The sequence below is a fragment of the Pseudomonas sp. RIT409 genome (assembly GCF_003052515.2).
Classification (GTDB): domain Bacteria; phylum Pseudomonadota; class Gammaproteobacteria; order Pseudomonadales; family Pseudomonadaceae; genus Aquipseudomonas.
This window is the reverse complement of the sequence record NZ_QARE02000014.1, coordinates 39,851-54,842: the sequence shown is the minus strand read 5'-3', so window position 1 is coordinate 54,842 and position 14,992 is coordinate 39,851. Positions and strand designations below refer to the sequence as shown.

Here is a 14,992-nt window from a genome sequence, read left to right as displayed (position 1 = left end):
GCTGCAGATGGCATCGTTAACGGATTCGGGGTCGGTTACGGACGCGAGGCGATTTCATCCAGATGATCGAGCAAATCCAACGCATCTTCGTACACCCTCAGTGCCCCTGCCCGCTCCAGCTCACTGATGTCATAGCCCCCCGACAGCAGGCCGACGCCGGTGGCCTTGCAGCGACGGGCCGCGAGCATGTCCCAGATGGCGTCGCCGATGACCAGGCACTCCTCGATCGGCACCTTCAGGCGCCGAGCGGCCGCGATGAACAGATCGGGATCGGGTTTGCCGTATTTGACGTCATCACGGTTGATCAGCAAGACATCTTCCAGCTTGAGCCCCAGCGCCTTGAGGTTGATCGTCGCGGTCTCGCTTCCGCCACTGGTTGCGATGCACCACTTTGTCCCGTTTCGTGTGAGCGTTTCCAGCAACTCATTGGCACCCGGCAACGGTGTGATCTGACCCTGAAGATCGCGGTACGCCTGAGCGTGAAGATCGCTCAGTCGCTCGGCCTGTTCGGCGGGAATCTCCAGGCCCGTTTCCCGGGCCAGCGACTTGAGCATCAACCCGCCGCTCATGCCGATCTTCCGGTGTATACGCCACATGGCGAGCGGGATGCCCTCGGCGTCCAGCGCTTGTTTCCACGCTGCAACGTTCTGGTAAACACTGTCGGTCAGCGTGCCATCCAGGTCGAATATGAAAGAAGTCGTCGGGCTCATGGTCTTGCTCCAGTACAGTGGCAGGCATACGCATTCGAGAACCGAAGTGGCGAAGCGTTCCGCGTTTCGCTCGGGAACGGTAGGCCTTCTGGAGACCCTGGTGAGATCAGGGAGCAACCGGCGCGGGAAACGTCGCCGCCGCCCAGCGCTAACGAGGCTGAAAAGGCCCGTGATCGATCGGTGAGGATGCACCGGTCATCTGTGCAGCGAGCAACTTGGCGCTGCCCAGTGCCAGCGTGAAACCCAGCGCCCCCTGCCCGACGTTCAACCAAAGATTGCCCATGCCCTGCGCGCGACCAATCAGGGGTTTGCTATGCGCCGTGCTGGGCCGCAAGCCCGCCCATGCCTGGGCCCGCCCAAGGTCCAGATCAGGGAAGGTTTCAGCCACCTGCTGTTTGAGCAGGCTGATGCGTGCAGGGTCGACATCGGCTCGGCTCACCCCCATGTCGACCATCGCGGCAATCCGCAACTGCCCACCCAAGGGCGCATAGACAATCTTGCGCGCGGCGTCGGTGATGCTCAGGTGCGGCACTTGGATGGCGGTGTCCAGCGGCACGCTGAGGCTGTAGCCCCTGAGGCCATAAAGCGGCAACCTGATACCCAGGGGCTTAAGCAACGGCACGCTGAACATCCCTGCCGCCACCACCACCGCGTCAGCGGGCAGATCACCTTGATCGGTTCGCACTGCGACCACTCGCTGCCGCTCACCTACCAGTGCGCGCACTTCCCGGCCCAGTGCCAAGGTGACGTTGGGCAGTTGCGTCAGCAACCTCTTCAACGCCTGACAGAACCGATAGCAATCCCCGGTCGCCTCCCCTGGCGTGTAGATTCCGCCCGCCAGCTGCCCAGCCACGGATTGCAGCGAAGGCTCCAAGTCGACGCAGGCAGGACCATCGAGCACGCGCTGGTCGGCGCCCAGTCCCCGCTGCCAGTCAACCAAGGGAACGGCTGCGGCCAGCGCGGCGGCGTCGCGATACACAACCAGCTTGCCCGTGCGGATCAGGTCGAAGTCCAATGGATGGGCGGCGAGTAACTCATCGAGCGCATCGCGGCTGAAGTAGGACAGGCTGAGCATTTCACCAATGGTGCGGCGGACCTGCGCGTCGTTGCAGGCGCGCAGGAAGTGCAGGCACCAGCGCCATTGCAGCGGGTCGAGGCGCGGTCTGAAGCGCAGCGGAGAATCGGCACGCAAGAGCCATTGCGGGAGCTTGGCGATCACACCCGGATCGGCAAGCGGTGCCACATAGCTGTAGCTCAACTGGCCGCCGTTGGCAAAACTGGTTTCCTGGGCGACGTCGGTGTGACGGTCGACCAGGGTGACGTTCAAGCCTTTTTGCGCCAGATACCAGGCGCTGGTCAGCCCGACCACCCCTGCTCCTATCACCACTACCTGCACAGGTCATTCCTCATTCGTTACGTGTTGCGAAGGCGGCTAGAAATCATGCTGACGCTGCCCTCGACGCCTAATCCACGATAAGGGCACGCTAGCGCCTGAGCATGCGCCCGTGCCGCCGTTGCACCTTGCCGTCCTCGTAACTGACCACGCCATTGACCACCACCAGGTCAATGCCGGGTGCCTGTCGGCAAGGGTCGCTGTAAGTCGCCACGTCTTCGATACGCGCCATGTCCACCAGGGTGAGGTCGGCGAACGCACCCTCGCGTACGACGCCGCGGTCCTGAAGGCGAAAACGCGCAGCCGAGAGGCCGGTCATCTTGCGCACCGCTTCGGCCAGGTCGAACAATTTCAGGTCTCGGCAGTAGTGCGCCAGCACCCGAGGAAAAGTGCCCCACAATCGCGGGTGCGGATTGGGGTCGTTGGGCAGGCCATCCGAGCCGACCATGGACAATGGATGCGCGAGGATCCGACGCACGTCGTCTTCACTCATCATGTGGTAGATCGCCCCGGCAGGCCTCAGCCGCTCGGTCGCTTCCACCTGCGACACGCCCCACTGCGCGGCGATGTCCTTGAGCGTCTGTTTCGCCATCTCCGGGTGCGGGTCCGACCAGGTGATGTAGATCTCCATCTGACCGTCCACCCGCCAGGCATCCAGCGTGGTGGAGCTCGCCGAATAAGGGTAGCAATCGCAATGACAGGGCTGTTCGCGGGCGGCTTTTTCAAGGGCGGCGAGGGCCAGCGGTGCCCGCCCCCAGTTACCCGCGCCGGCACATTTCAGATGGGAAATCACCAGCTCCGCACCGGCATGACGCGCCGTGGCGAACGACTCCTGCAAGGAGTCCAGCAGACCGTCGTGTTCATTGCGCATGTGGGTGGTGTACAACGCGCCATGGGCCCCGACGATGTCCACCAGGCGCTGCACCTCGGCCATCGGCGCCTGTTTGGCATTGGTGTACGCGAGTCCCGAACTGAGCCCGATGGCGCCAGCGTGCAAGGCGTCGTCGAGCGTTTGACACATCGCCTCCAGCTCGACCTCGAGGGCAGGACGATCGAACCGCGGCATGACATTCGCACGCAGCGCGGTATGGCCGACCAGCGCGGCCACATTGACGCTCGGCACCGCCTGCTCGACGGCCGCAGCGTAGGCGTCGAACGTCGGGTAGACGAAAGCCTCCTGCCTGCCCAGCAGGTTCATCGGGTCTGGAGGAGGGCCTGGGAGCGTGACGGGTGATGCACTGATGCCGCAGTTGCCGACGATGACCGTGGTCACGCCTTGAGCAATTTTCGCCAACATCTCAGGGGTGCGGATGACATGGGTGTCGTCGTGGGTATGCACATCGATGAAACCGGGCATCAGGCAGCGACCATTGCCCTCGATGACCCGCTGGGCCTGAGCGCCGACGAGATCGCCAATGGCGACGACCCTGTCGTCGCGGGTCGCCACATCGGCGAGGTACGGCTCGGCCCCCGTACCGTCTACCACCGTGACGCCTCGGAACAGCAAATCGAACGTCATGCCTGGCTCCTTTGCCCTGTCGCGAAATCCCAGCCCTTGCCCGACACCGCATCCATCAATTGCCGGGTATAGGGCTGTCGAGGGGCAGCCAGTACCTGGGCTGCCGGCCCGTATTCAATGACCTGGCCGCGCTGCATCACCAGCACGTCGTCGCACAATTGCGCGGCCACCCGCAGGTCATGGGTGATGAACAGAATCGCCACACCCATGCGCTGCTGAATGTCGTCGAGCAGCTGCAGTACCTGCGCTTGAATCGACACGTCGAGCGCCGAGACGGCCTCATCGGCGACGATCACATCCGGCTCCATCGCCAGCGCGCGGGCGATGGCGATGCGCTGTCGCTGCCCTCCGGAAAACTGATGGGGATGGCGCTCGATGGCATCGGCGGGCAGCCCGACCAGCTCCAGCAACTCTTGAGCCCGCGCCCATGCCTGGGCCAACGGCATGCCGTGGTTCATCGGCCCCTCGATCAGACTTCTGCCGATGCTGATGCGCGGATTGAGGGACCGGTTGGGGTCCTGGAAGATCATTTGAATGCGCTTGCGGTGAGGCTTGAGGCCCGCTGGCGAGAGCTCGGAGATGTCCTTGCCGGTGACCCTCACCGCCCCCTGGGTCGGCGCCAGCAAGCGCATCACACAGCGGGCCACCGTGGATTTGCCCGATCCACTCTCGCCGACGATGCCCAGCGTGCGGCCGCGTCTGAGGGTGAAGGAAACCTCATCCACCGCCCGCGTGCCTTGACGGGCCTTGCCGAACCACCGCCAAGTGCCGCCCGCAGGTGGATACACCTTGACCAATTCACTGACATCGAGCACGACCTGGGCGCTCTTGACCTCTGCGCGCGCAGCGCGGGGCTTGAGGCTCGGAACAGCCGCGAGCAGGGACTGGGTGTAATCCTCACGAGGCCGAGCCAATACCTCGTCTACCGCACCCGACTCGACCATCTGCCCCTGGCACATCACGCAGACCCGGTCGGCGATGTCCACCACCACACCCATGTCGTGGGTGATGAACAGCACTGCGGTTCCGTGCTTGCGTTGCAGCTCGCGGATCAGCTTGAGAATCTGCTGCTGCGTGGTCACATCGAGCGCGGTGGTCGGCTCGTCGGCGATCAGCAGCCGGGGTTCGAGCACCAGCGCCATGGCGATCATGATGCGCTGCCGCTGCCCTCCGCTCAGTTGATGGGGATAGGCGTGGTAGACCCGCTCGATGTCGGGAAGATGCACCTGCGCCAGCGCGTTCATGACCTGCTCACGACGTTGCGCGGCCCCCATGGTGGTATGCGTCTGCAGCACTTCGTCAATCTGACTGCCCACGGTGAGCACCGGGTTGAGCGCAGTCATCGGCTCCTGGAAGATCATCGCCATCCGACTGCCCCTCAGGGCCTTGCGCCGGCTGTCGCTGACCTGGAGAACATCTTCGCCTTCCAGCAGGATTCGGCCGCTGGTCGCACTCAATACCCCTTTTGGCAGCAAACCGAGGGTGGCCAGCGAAGTCACCGATTTGCCGGAGCCGCTCTCCCCCACCAGGCACACGGTCTCGCCCGGGCGAATGTCGAAACTGATGTCCCGCAGGATCGGCTTGCCCTCTGCCGTGTTCACGCACAGGTGCTCGACCCGCAGAATGTCCTTCGGCTGCTCGTTCATGCCGCGTTCCTTTTGCTCATGCGCGGGTCCAGCGCGTCACGTACCGCGTCGCCCAGCAGGTTGATCGACAGGATGCACAGCGACAGCGCCAGGCCGGCCCATAGCACCAGCGAAGGCTTGAGCTGGAAATACACCCGGCCTTCGGAAATGATGTTGCCCCACGTCGGGATCTCGGTACCGATACCGGCCCCGAGGAAGGACAGAATCGCTTCGGTGAGGATCGCCGACGCGCAGATATAGGTGCCTTGTACGATCAGCGGGGCAAGGGTATTGGGCATCAGATGCCGGGTGAGGATTTTCAAAGTGGAAGTGCCCATCAGCACCGCCGCCTCGACGTACGGTTCTTCACGTGTCGATAACACGCGTGACCGCACCAGGCGCACCACTTGGGGAATTTCCGGGACCATGATCGCAATCATCACGGTCCAGATGCCGGCGCTGCTCAGTGACACGATGGCGATGGCGAGCAAGATGCCGGGAATCGCCATCAGCCCATCCATCACCCGCATCAGCAGGGCGTCCAGGCCCCGGAAGTAGCCTGCCATCAGCCCCAAGGGCAGGCCGATCAGGATGCTCAACACCGTGACGCCGACGCCAACGGTAAGCGAGACGCGTGCGCCGTAGACGATGCGCGAAAACAGGTCGCGGCCGTAGGCGTCAGTGCCGAGCCAGAATTCGGCGCTCGGTGGCTTCAGGCGAAAAGCGGGCGCCAGCGCCACCGGATCGTGAGTGGCAATCCACGGAGCGAAGATCGCCATGCCGACGATCAATGCCAGCACCACCAGTGCCACCGCAGAGGTGAACGGCATCCGCGGCACACGGATGAATCGGCGGCGCGGCGCAGGCAGGCTCAGGGAAACGGGTTTGCTCATGGCCTTGCCCTCAGTAACGGATGCGTGGGTCGCTGATCGCGTACGACAAATCGATCAGCAGGTTGATGACGACGTACACACCGCTGGTCAGCAAGATCATGCCTTGAATCACCGGGTAGTCGCGGGCCAGTACCGCATCGACGATCAGCCGCCCGAGCCCCGGAATGTTGAACACGCTTTCGGTGACCACTACACCGGAAATCATCAAGGCGAAGCCAGTACCGATGACGGTCAGGATCGGAATCATTGCGTTGCGCAGGGCGTGACGGAACAGCACCCGGATTTCAGCCACGCCTTTGGCCCGGGCGGTGCGGATGTAATCCTCGCCCAGCACGTCGAGCATGCTGGCGCGGGTCATGCGCGCCACCAGCGCCACATAGACCGAAGACAGCGTCAGCGCCGGCAGCACGATCCTTTGGGCGAACGGGCCGAGACCGTCGCTGATACTGCGAAAGCCCTGCACCGGCAACCACTTCAGTTCCAGCGCGAATACCGTGATCAGTACATAGCCGATCACGAACACCGGGATCGAAAAGCCCAGCACAGACGTCGCCATCACCAGGTTGTCGATCCAACTCCCGTGCTTCCATGCCGCCAGGACCCCCAACGGCACCGAGATCAGGATGGTGAACACGATGGCCACCAGCGCCAGACTCAGCGTCGGTTCCAGGCGCTGGCCGATCATGCTCAGCACCGGGGTATGGGCCATCAGCGAGGTGCTGAAGTCCCCCTGCAGCAGTTGCCAGATCCAGACGAAGAACTGGCGGTACAGCGGCTGGTTCAGGCCCAGGCTTTCACGAATCGCCGCCAGTTGTTCGGGGCTGGCCATGTCCCCGGCAATGATCGCCGCAGGATCGCCCGGTGACAGGCGCAGCAGCAGGAAGACGAACAGGGCGACCACCAGCATCACCGGAATCGCCGCCAGCACACGGCGCAGAAAATAACCCAACATCGAAGCCTCCGAGGGCAGGAATCATGGCGCCGCGGTCAATCGGCTTTTTCGACATTCCAGAACACCGTGGACGGCCCCGTCATCAAGTGGCTGATGCGGCTGTTCCAGGCTGCGACGTCGAAGTACTGGCCCAGCGGGATGTAAGCGACCTGGTCCATGGCGCGCTTCTGGATTTCCACCGCAATTGCCTTCTGCTTTGCAGGCTCGGTGGCGGTGGCGAAATCCACTCGCAACTGGTTCATCTGCGGATCGGTTGGCCAGCCGAACCAGGCACCTTTCTGCCCGCTGCCGTCGAGCATCGGATTGACCACCGGGTTCCAGATGGTTTCTGCGTTCCAGTAGGTGAAGAACAGGTTCCAGCCCCCTTGGGCGGGCGGATTCTGATTGGCCCGCCGTGAGACCAGGGTCTGCCAGTCCATGGGCTGCAGATCGACGTTGAAACCGGCCTTGCGCAGCGCTTGCGCGGCAACGACCGGTTGCGGTGCCTGGCTCGGGACGTCGGTCGGTTGCATGATCACCACCGGGGTGCCGTCATAGCCGGCCTTTTTCAGCAGCGCCCTGGCAGCCTCCAGATTACCGCCGCTGGTGAGGGATTCGCCGCCCGCCTCGGTCTCAAGGGTGGTGCCGCAGCCGAATACCGACGCACATTGCTTATAGAACTCAGGATTGCCCACCAGCGCTTCGAGCACATCTTTCTGGTTCATCGCCAGCAAGGCCGCACGACGGATGTCAGGGTTGTCGAACGGTGGATAAAGGAAATTCATCCGCCCTCCGGTCATTGAACCGAGTTTGCTCAACACGCCCGACTTGAGGTGATCGTCGGCTTGCACCATGGGCAGCAAGTCGATGGGCAATTGCTCGATGAAGTCGATATCGCCGGACGCCAGCGCGTTGATTGCCGTCATGCGGTCAGGCATGTTGATCCACTCGACGCGATCCACCTTGACCACCTTGCCCCCAGCGGTGCCGCTGGCCGGCTCCTTGCGCGGTACATACTGTTTGAATTTTTCGTAGACCACGCGGTTGCCAGGGTCGAATTCCTTGGCCACGAATACATAGGGACCGGACCCGGTGTAGTCGGTGATGGTCTTGCCGTCGGGAATGCTGGCGACCCGCTCAGGCATCATGAACGCCGCGACCGAAGACGGCTTGGCCAGCAGTTGCAGGACATACCCGAAGGGTTTGGCCAGCGTCAGGGTGATGGTCTTGTCGTCGCTGGCGACAATGCTGGCGGTGTATTTCATCATCAGTTGACCACCAACATCGAAGCGCGCCCAGCGCTTGAGCGAGGCCACGCAATCAGCGGCGGTCACCGGTTTTCCATCGTGCCAGAGCAGGCCATCGCGCAGCGTGAAGGTGTAGGTCAGGCCGTCCGGCGACACGGTCCAGTCAGCCATTTGCGGCTGGGGCACGAAATGCTCATCCATGCCGATCAAGGTGTCGTAGATCATATACGCGTGATTGCGCGTGATCTGCGCCGTGGTGGCGATGGGATCGAGTACTCGCAACGACGACGACATCACTGCGTGCAGCGTCTTTTCGGCGGCCTGGGCGTACGGTGCACTCAGCGCGGCCACCAGGCCGACAGGCAGCAACAGGCGGGCGATCAGGGCGCGGGATGGACGTAATTTCATGCTCAACATTCCTTACAGATGGCTACGTTCGGTGTCGGCAGTCTTCCTGTTGGGTGCTAAAGGCTGTGATAGACCCGGCGCGTCTGCGCACGCCTGGGCCGTGAGGTGCAGCGGCTAGACCAGCACCGCCAGGGCGTGGTCGATATACAGCTGGCGCAGGCGCTGGGTCAGCTTGCCGGGCTTGCCGTCGGCCACAAGCTGACCGTCGATGCTCACCACGGGGTAGATGAACGAGGTGGACGAGGTAATGAATGCTTCTGCCGCATTGGCCGCTTCTTCAAGCGTGTAGGCCCGTTCCTCGAACCGCAGGTCGTGCTCCTTGACGAGCTCGATCAAGGCGGCACGTGTAGTACCGGGCAATAGTGCGCGCGACAATTCGCGAGTCACCACCGCCCCGTCGCGGGTGATGATGAAGGCATTGTTCGAGGTGCCTTCGGTCACCCAGCCGTCCTTGACCAGCCACGCATCGTCGGCACCTTGGGCTCGGGCCTGCTCCTTGGCCATGCAGGCGTACAGCAATTGGGTCGTTTTGATATCGCTGCGTCCCCATCGCAGGTCGGGCAAACCGATGATGTTCATGCCACGTTTGGCCAGCGGGCTGTCCAGCACCGTTTTGGCCTGGGTATAGAGCACCACGGTCAACGGGCTTCCTGCGGGTGGATAGAAAAAATTGCGGTCTTCGACGCCCCGCGTCACCTGCATGTACACCAGCCCTTCGGTTAACTGGTTACGCTCAATCAGCTCACGATGAATCGCGAGCAACTGCGCAGCGTCCAAGGGCAATTCAAGGGACATTTCCCGCAACGACCGCGCCAGGCGCGCCGTATGCAAATCGAAGTCCACCAGCTTGCCCTGCAGCACGGCCGTCACTTCGTAAATGCCGTCGGCGAACATGAAACCGCGGTCGAAGATTGAAATGCTCGCCTCGTTTTCAGCCACGAAGGCGCCATTGAGGTAAACGCTGCGCATGGGTCGCTTCTCCCGTTCGAAGACAGATCAGGGGCGCTGGACGCCGGTCTGACGCGTAATGATGCCGTAGTGTTCGATGCGCCGATGACGGGCGAAATCAAAGATCGTGGTCTTGCCGAAATTGCACAGGTCCATGTCGCAGGCATGCACGATCAATTCGTCGCCCTGCCCTTCGGCCTTGGCCACCACGAACCCGTTGGGATCGACGATCACGCTGCCACCCATCAAGGGGAAACCATCCTCGATACCGGCCTTGGCCACACCCACGACCCACGTCGCGTTCTGGTAGGCACCGGCCTGCATGCACAACTGAGAATGAAACAAGCGCTGCTCCTCGCCCTCACTCTGGCGCTGAGAGTTGATGGAGGGCGTGTTGTAGCCCAACAGCACCAGCTCGACGCCTTGCAGGCCCATCACGCGATAGGTCTCTGGCCAGCGACGGTCGTTGCAGATGCACATGCCCATGACGGTGTCCTGGGTCTCCCAGGTTGGAAAGCCCAGGTCGCCCGGTTCGAAATAGCGTTTTTCCAAATGCTGGAAATCACGTTCGGTGTCGAATTCGACATGGCCTGGCAAATGCACTTTGCGGTATTTGCCAATGATTTGGCCTTGGCGATCCGTGAGGATCGACGTGTTGTAGTGGTGACCTTCAGGTGTCAATTCGGCGTATCCGAATGAAATCGCGATGCCGTGTTCCCGGGAAAAATCGAACAGGGGGCGAGTGACATCACTGGGCATTTCACGCTCGAACCAGGTGTCGACCTCGTCCTGGTCCTCCATGTACCAGCGAGGGAAGAACGTGGTCAGCGCCAGTTCCGGAAATACCACCAGTTCACAGCCCTGCTCCCGAGCCTGTTCCAGTAACGCCAGCATGCGCTGGACCACCTTGGCCCTGGACTCACTTTTCTGGATGGCCCCCAACTGGGCACCGCCGATGATGATTTCGCGCATGTCGCCATTCCTCCACGAGACCGGCTTGGTGCCGGCAGACCTGTTGCACTGCGTGGGGTCATTGTGTGGGCGCTGGAACGGGTTGTCGCATGCCAATACATCGACCGTCATTAACCGGTTGTTAATCCATGCCAAAGAGTTCGAAACCGCTCGATGAGAGCGTCTGGCGCAGGTGCTCGACGAAACTTTGAGCGAACTGCGCCAACGGCTCACGGCGCAGGTGCACGAGACTGACCGTCAGGCGCTCGTCCGCCAGCAGCGGCAATACGGCCATTTGTTCGCTCCCTGACGCGCGCCAGGAAATCTCGTCGACGACGGAAAAACCGACCCCGTTTTTCACCAGGGCACACGCATGGTGAGGCGAGTCGACATCGATATCCGGCCGGTAAGCCCAGCCCCTGCGCTCGAATGCCGGCTTCACGAAACTGAAAAACGGGGTATCGGCCGGATAGCCCACGAAGGCCGATTCGGACAGCGCGTGCGACAGCTCGGCGGCAGGCACACGGGTCAATTCGTGATCGGCCGGGCAAACCACCAGTACACGTACCTCGCTCAGAGGGACCGCGCGCAGATTGGGGTGATCGATGGGAAACAGTGAAATACCCAGATCGGCCTGTTGATCCAGCAGGCGGTCGCGCAACAGGACATGGCGCAGGCACTCCAGACTGACGCGGATATCGGTGCTGCCCCGCCTGAAGCTGGCGACCGCATCCGGCACGAGCTGATGACCCAGGCTTGGGCTGCTGGCAATCCGTAGCACGCCATGACGTTGCTGCACCAGATCGTGCAGCGTCGTGTTGACCCTCTGGATGTCGCGGTAGACCGACTCGACGTCGGCAAACAGGCGGCGGGCCTCCGGCGACGGGTAGAGCCGACCCTTTACCCGCTCGAACAACTGAAAGCCGATGCGCGCCTCGGTGTGCGACAGCATGCGACTGATCGCAGGCTGAGACACCAAGAGCAATTGCGCGGCACCGCTGATCGACCCGGTGATCATCACGGCGCGAAACACTTCGATCTGCCGCAGATTGAGCGACTGCATGTGGGCGCACTCCTCGCTGATGTGCAGAGATCCTGGGCGGGAAGTCCTTAACAGGACGTTATGGGGTATTAGCAATTAGTGTGCCAAAAATAAAATAACGTAGAGATTTTCGCTGACAAGCCGCGAAAGACCCGGCAATAATGCGCCCACTTCTTCAGAGACCTGCGCCGTGCCCGTCCCGCAAACGATCCTGCCTATCTTTTTATTGATCATTCTCGGCTACCTGTTGGGCCATCGCGGGGCACTGGATGCGCACACCAACAAAGCGTTGGGCGGCCTGGCGTTCAAGCTGTTCATGCCAATGGTGTTGTTCACGGGAATGGTCGACGCGCCGCTCCATGACGGGCTGAATGGGAAGGTCTTGCTGGCGTACTTCGTGCCAGCCCTCATCGTTTTCACGGTGGTCAACTTCATCGCTCATGCCTTCCTGAAACACCCTGCACCCTTTGGCCTGACGGCAGCGTTCGGCAACAATGCGTTGATCGGCATCCCCATGGTGGCCGGCCTGTTCGGCAGCAGCGGCCTGGTACTGGTCTTCACGGTGCTGGCGGTGCACAGCCTTCTGTTGTTCAGCTTCCAGAGCCTTTATGACAGCCTCGCCAGCAACGAGCCGTTCAAGGCGGCAACGCTGATTGCAAGCCTGGCCAACCCCATGATCGTGGGCCTGATGTTGGGGGTAGCGGTCAATCTCTCAGGCCTCGCACTGCCGACTTGGAGCCTGCAACTGGCCCACTGGCTGGCGCAGGCGGCGCTGCCATGCGCGTTGATCGTTCTAGGTGCAAACCTCTCGGGCTATCGCCTCCGCCCGGGGGCCTATGCGATCGGGATCACCCTGGCCAAGCTGATCCTCTTGCCCCTATTGGTGCTGCTGGCCTGCATGGCGATGGGCATTGCAGGCACCCCCCGCGGCGTGCTGGTGCTGATGGCGGCCAATCCATGCGGGGTCAACGTGCTGGGTTTCGCACGCTCGCTGGAAGACAGCCAAAAAACCAGTTCGGCCATTTGCCTGTCGACCATTCTTTCGGCGCTGACCCTCCCCCTGTGGATGTGGATCAACAGCGAGCTGTGAGGGGGATCGCAGGAACGCTCGCACGTGGAAACCTTCGCGACGCTGCCAAATCATCGAGGGATTCGACGGGTCAGCGATTTCCCTCGGTGACCTGCCTCTGAGCCTTGGCACGCTTATACTGCCGGACATCAATCCCCCATTTTTTCAGCCGAGACGCCAACGTCGTGGGCTTCAAACCCAGCAGTTCGGCAGCACCACCCTCCCCTGACACCTGCCTCCAGTGCGCATGACATGGCCGTTCTGTACTTTTTGATGACGGTCCGACCCGCCGTGTCAGGAAATGAGATGGGGAGCCATCAGCTCTTCGAACCACTCGGTAAAGGCGAGGAGTCGCTGCGTTCTCTGGCGGCGGTGCGGATAGAGCAAAGAGACTGGCATCGGCTCGGCAAGGAATTCAGGCATCACTTCGATCAGTTCTCCACTCTCCAGCAGGTGCTTCACGTCGAAGCGGGGTACCTGAATCATCCCAAGCCCGGCACGGCAGCAGGCGATGTAGCTCTCCGCATCATTGACGACCACCCGGCTCGGCACAGGCATCGTCTGCCGCCTGCCATCGGCCGAGCAATATTCCCAAGGCAGCTCCCTTCCGGTGGTGGGCGATGCGTAGCCAATCGCCCAATGTCCGGAGGCAAGGTCTTTCGGTTGCTGCGGTGTGCCGTGTTGATGCAGATAGGCTTTGCTGGCGCAATTGATCAACGTGATCGCCCCCAGGGGTCGCGCGGCCAGGCTGCTGTCCTGCAAGGCACCCACCCGTATCGCGCAGTCGACGCCTTCGCGCACCAGGTCGATTGCACGATCGTTGGAGCCGAGTATCAAATTCAGTTGCGGATGGCGCCGCAGCAAGCCAGGCAAGGCGGGCGCGATGAGACGCCGAGCGATACGACTCGGCGCATCGACCCGGAGTTGGCCTGCCACTTGGCGCTGGGGACAATGAAAGAGTTGCTCGACGGTCTCCGCATCCGCGAGCAGTGGTCGCAAGCGTTCGAGCAATTGTGCGCCATCGGCTGTGAGATGGACCTGGCGTGTCGTGCGGTTCAACAGGCGCACGCCGACGTTCTCCTCCAGTTGCTGGACGGCCGCCGACACACTGGCGCGAGGCAGTGCCAATGCATGGGCGGCCTTGATGAAGCTGCCCATTTCGGCGACCCGTACGAATACGCGGTATTGATCGAGTTTATCCATACATGCACAGTCCGAGACGCTGATCACGGGGGTCCGGCACGGCCCGGCGTTGGCCAGAACCCCATTGCGCCGGACAACCTGTTGGCTCGGTTAGCTTACTTGGTCGTGTAGCCGCCGTTGATCAGAATGGTTTGGCCGGTGATCCACCAACCGTCGCTCACCAGGTGGCGAATGAAGGGCACCACATCCTCGATGTCCGTAAGGCCGGTTTTGCTCGACGGCGAAAGCGCAGCGGCGGTCTTGTGGTACGCCACGGCGTCGGGGCCTTCTGCGGGGTAGAAAAAAGGCGTGTCCATTGGCCCGGGGCCGACGGCAGTCACCGAGATGCCGCGCGCACCGAACTCCTTGGAGGCCGCGCGGGTGAAATGCTCAACGGGCGCTTTGGTTCCGGCATAAGCGGCGTAAAACGGGGTGAACGCACCCAGCAGTGAAGTCACAACGGTGCAAATCTTGCCGTTGTCGTTCAGATGCTTGCCGGCTTCCTTCAGGAAAAAGAAGGCGGTTTTGGCGTTGACGGCGGTCATTTCATCGTATTCCGCCTCACTGATCTCGGCCATGGGCTTCTTGAGCACCTTGCCAACCGTGTTGATCGCAATGTCCGGCCTGCCTACCGCGGCGATAACATCGGCGAACAGCTTCTCGACGGCGCCCGCGGTCTTCAGATCAGCCTGAAACGACACGGCGTGCGCACCGCTGGCCAGTATGGCCGCCACGGTTGCCTCGGCGTCGGGCTTTGTCGACGCGCTGTTGTAATGAATTGCGATTGCCTTGGCCCCTTGCGCCGCCAGGTCCCGAGCGATCAGGCCGCCCAGGTTTTTGGCGCCGCCGGCGATGAGGACGACCTTGCCTTTGATGGAGTGGTCTGCCATGGAAAATCTCCTGCACGGGTGTGAGAAGCCTGAGCATAGCTATCCCCATACGTTGGATAAATCGGGCTTCACTGGATGGATTATCCATAAAAGCCGTCCAATCCTGAGGCTTACTGGCGCTCGTCGGATTCCGCTTCTTCAGCACGGCGATGACCGATGGTCCGAATCTCGAGTTCCATGGCCA

The 14,992-nt window shown here is 62.0% G+C and carries 13 protein-coding genes; 1 reads left to right on the top strand and 12 read right to left on the bottom strand.

Annotated elements, in window-relative coordinates:
* Nucleotides 1-35: 35 nt before the first annotated feature.
* The 10 genes from DBP26_RS17725 to DBP26_RS17680 all read right to left on the bottom strand — a co-directional run bounded on the left by DBP26_RS17725 (nt 36) and on the right by DBP26_RS17680 (nt 11,688).
* Complete coding sequence (locus tag DBP26_RS17725) at nt 36-710, bottom strand: HAD family hydrolase (protein ID WP_108238854.1); 675 nt, start codon at nt 708-710, stop codon at nt 36-38.
* A 148-nt stretch (nt 711-858) separates the two neighbouring features.
* Nucleotides 859-2,106 (bottom strand): D-amino acid dehydrogenase, encoded by a 1,248-nt coding sequence (locus DBP26_RS17720; protein WP_108238855.1) that lies wholly within the window; start codon nt 2,104-2,106, stop codon nt 859-861.
* Nucleotides 2,107-2,194: 88 nt separating this feature from the next.
* Nucleotides 2,195-3,622, bottom strand: a complete 1,428-nt coding sequence (locus DBP26_RS17715; RefSeq protein WP_108238856.1) for a D-aminoacylase — start codon at nt 3,620-3,622, stop codon at nt 2,195-2,197.
* Nucleotides 3,619-5,268: an ABC transporter ATP-binding protein gene (locus tag DBP26_RS17710; protein WP_108238857.1), complete on the bottom strand. Its 1,650-nt coding sequence runs from the start codon at nt 5,266-5,268 to the stop codon at nt 3,619-3,621. Before DBP26_RS17710 ends, DBP26_RS17715 begins: the two co-directional genes overlap by 4 nt.
* Nucleotides 5,265-6,140 (bottom strand): ABC transporter permease, encoded by an 876-nt coding sequence (locus tag DBP26_RS17705; RefSeq protein ID WP_108238858.1) that lies wholly within the window; start codon nt 6,138-6,140, stop codon nt 5,265-5,267. The genes DBP26_RS17710 and DBP26_RS17705 overlap by 4 nt, the downstream gene beginning before the upstream one ends.
* A 10-nt stretch (nt 6,141-6,150) precedes the next feature.
* Nucleotides 6,151-7,092 (bottom strand): ABC transporter permease, encoded by a 942-nt coding sequence (locus tag DBP26_RS17700; protein ID WP_108238859.1) that lies wholly within the window; start codon nt 7,090-7,092, stop codon nt 6,151-6,153.
* Between the two features lie 35 nt (nt 7,093-7,127).
* Nucleotides 7,128-8,726: an ABC transporter substrate-binding protein gene (locus DBP26_RS17695; protein ID WP_108238860.1), complete on the bottom strand. Its 1,599-nt coding sequence runs from the start codon at nt 8,724-8,726 to the stop codon at nt 7,128-7,130.
* 114 nt (nt 8,727-8,840) lie between these two features.
* Entirely contained in the window at nt 8,841-9,695 is an 855-nt protein-coding gene (locus tag DBP26_RS17690) for a D-amino-acid transaminase (protein ID WP_108238861.1), read from the bottom strand.
* Between the two features lie 27 nt (nt 9,696-9,722).
* Nucleotides 9,723-10,646, bottom strand: coding sequence for an N-carbamoyl-D-amino-acid hydrolase (locus DBP26_RS17685; protein ID WP_108238862.1), 924 nt, complete (start codon nt 10,644-10,646; stop codon nt 9,723-9,725).
* A gap of 121 nt (nt 10,647-10,767) precedes the next feature.
* Complete coding sequence (locus DBP26_RS17680) at nt 10,768-11,688, bottom strand: LysR substrate-binding domain-containing protein (RefSeq protein ID WP_108238863.1); 921 nt, start codon at nt 11,686-11,688, stop codon at nt 10,768-10,770.
* A gap of 169 nt (nt 11,689-11,857) precedes the next feature.
* Here DBP26_RS17680 and DBP26_RS17675 point away from each other — a divergent pair, with 169 nt between their 5' ends.
* A complete protein-coding gene (locus DBP26_RS17675; RefSeq protein ID WP_108238864.1) occupies nt 11,858-12,757 on the top strand; it encodes an AEC family transporter in 900 nt (299 codons plus the stop codon).
* Between the two features lie 273 nt (nt 12,758-13,030).
* Here the strand turns inward: DBP26_RS17675 and DBP26_RS17670 are convergent, their stop codons facing one another.
* Both DBP26_RS17670 and DBP26_RS17665 read right to left on the bottom strand, forming a co-directional pair.
* Nucleotides 13,031-13,939, bottom strand: a complete 909-nt coding sequence (locus tag DBP26_RS17670; RefSeq protein WP_108238866.1) for a LysR family transcriptional regulator — start codon at nt 13,937-13,939, stop codon at nt 13,031-13,033.
* A gap of 95 nt (nt 13,940-14,034) precedes the next feature.
* On the bottom strand, nt 14,035-14,808 hold the full coding sequence (locus DBP26_RS17665; RefSeq protein ID WP_108238867.1) for an SDR family oxidoreductase: 774 nt from the start codon (nt 14,806-14,808) through the stop codon (nt 14,035-14,037).
* Between the last annotated feature and the right edge of the window lie 184 nt (nt 14,809-14,992).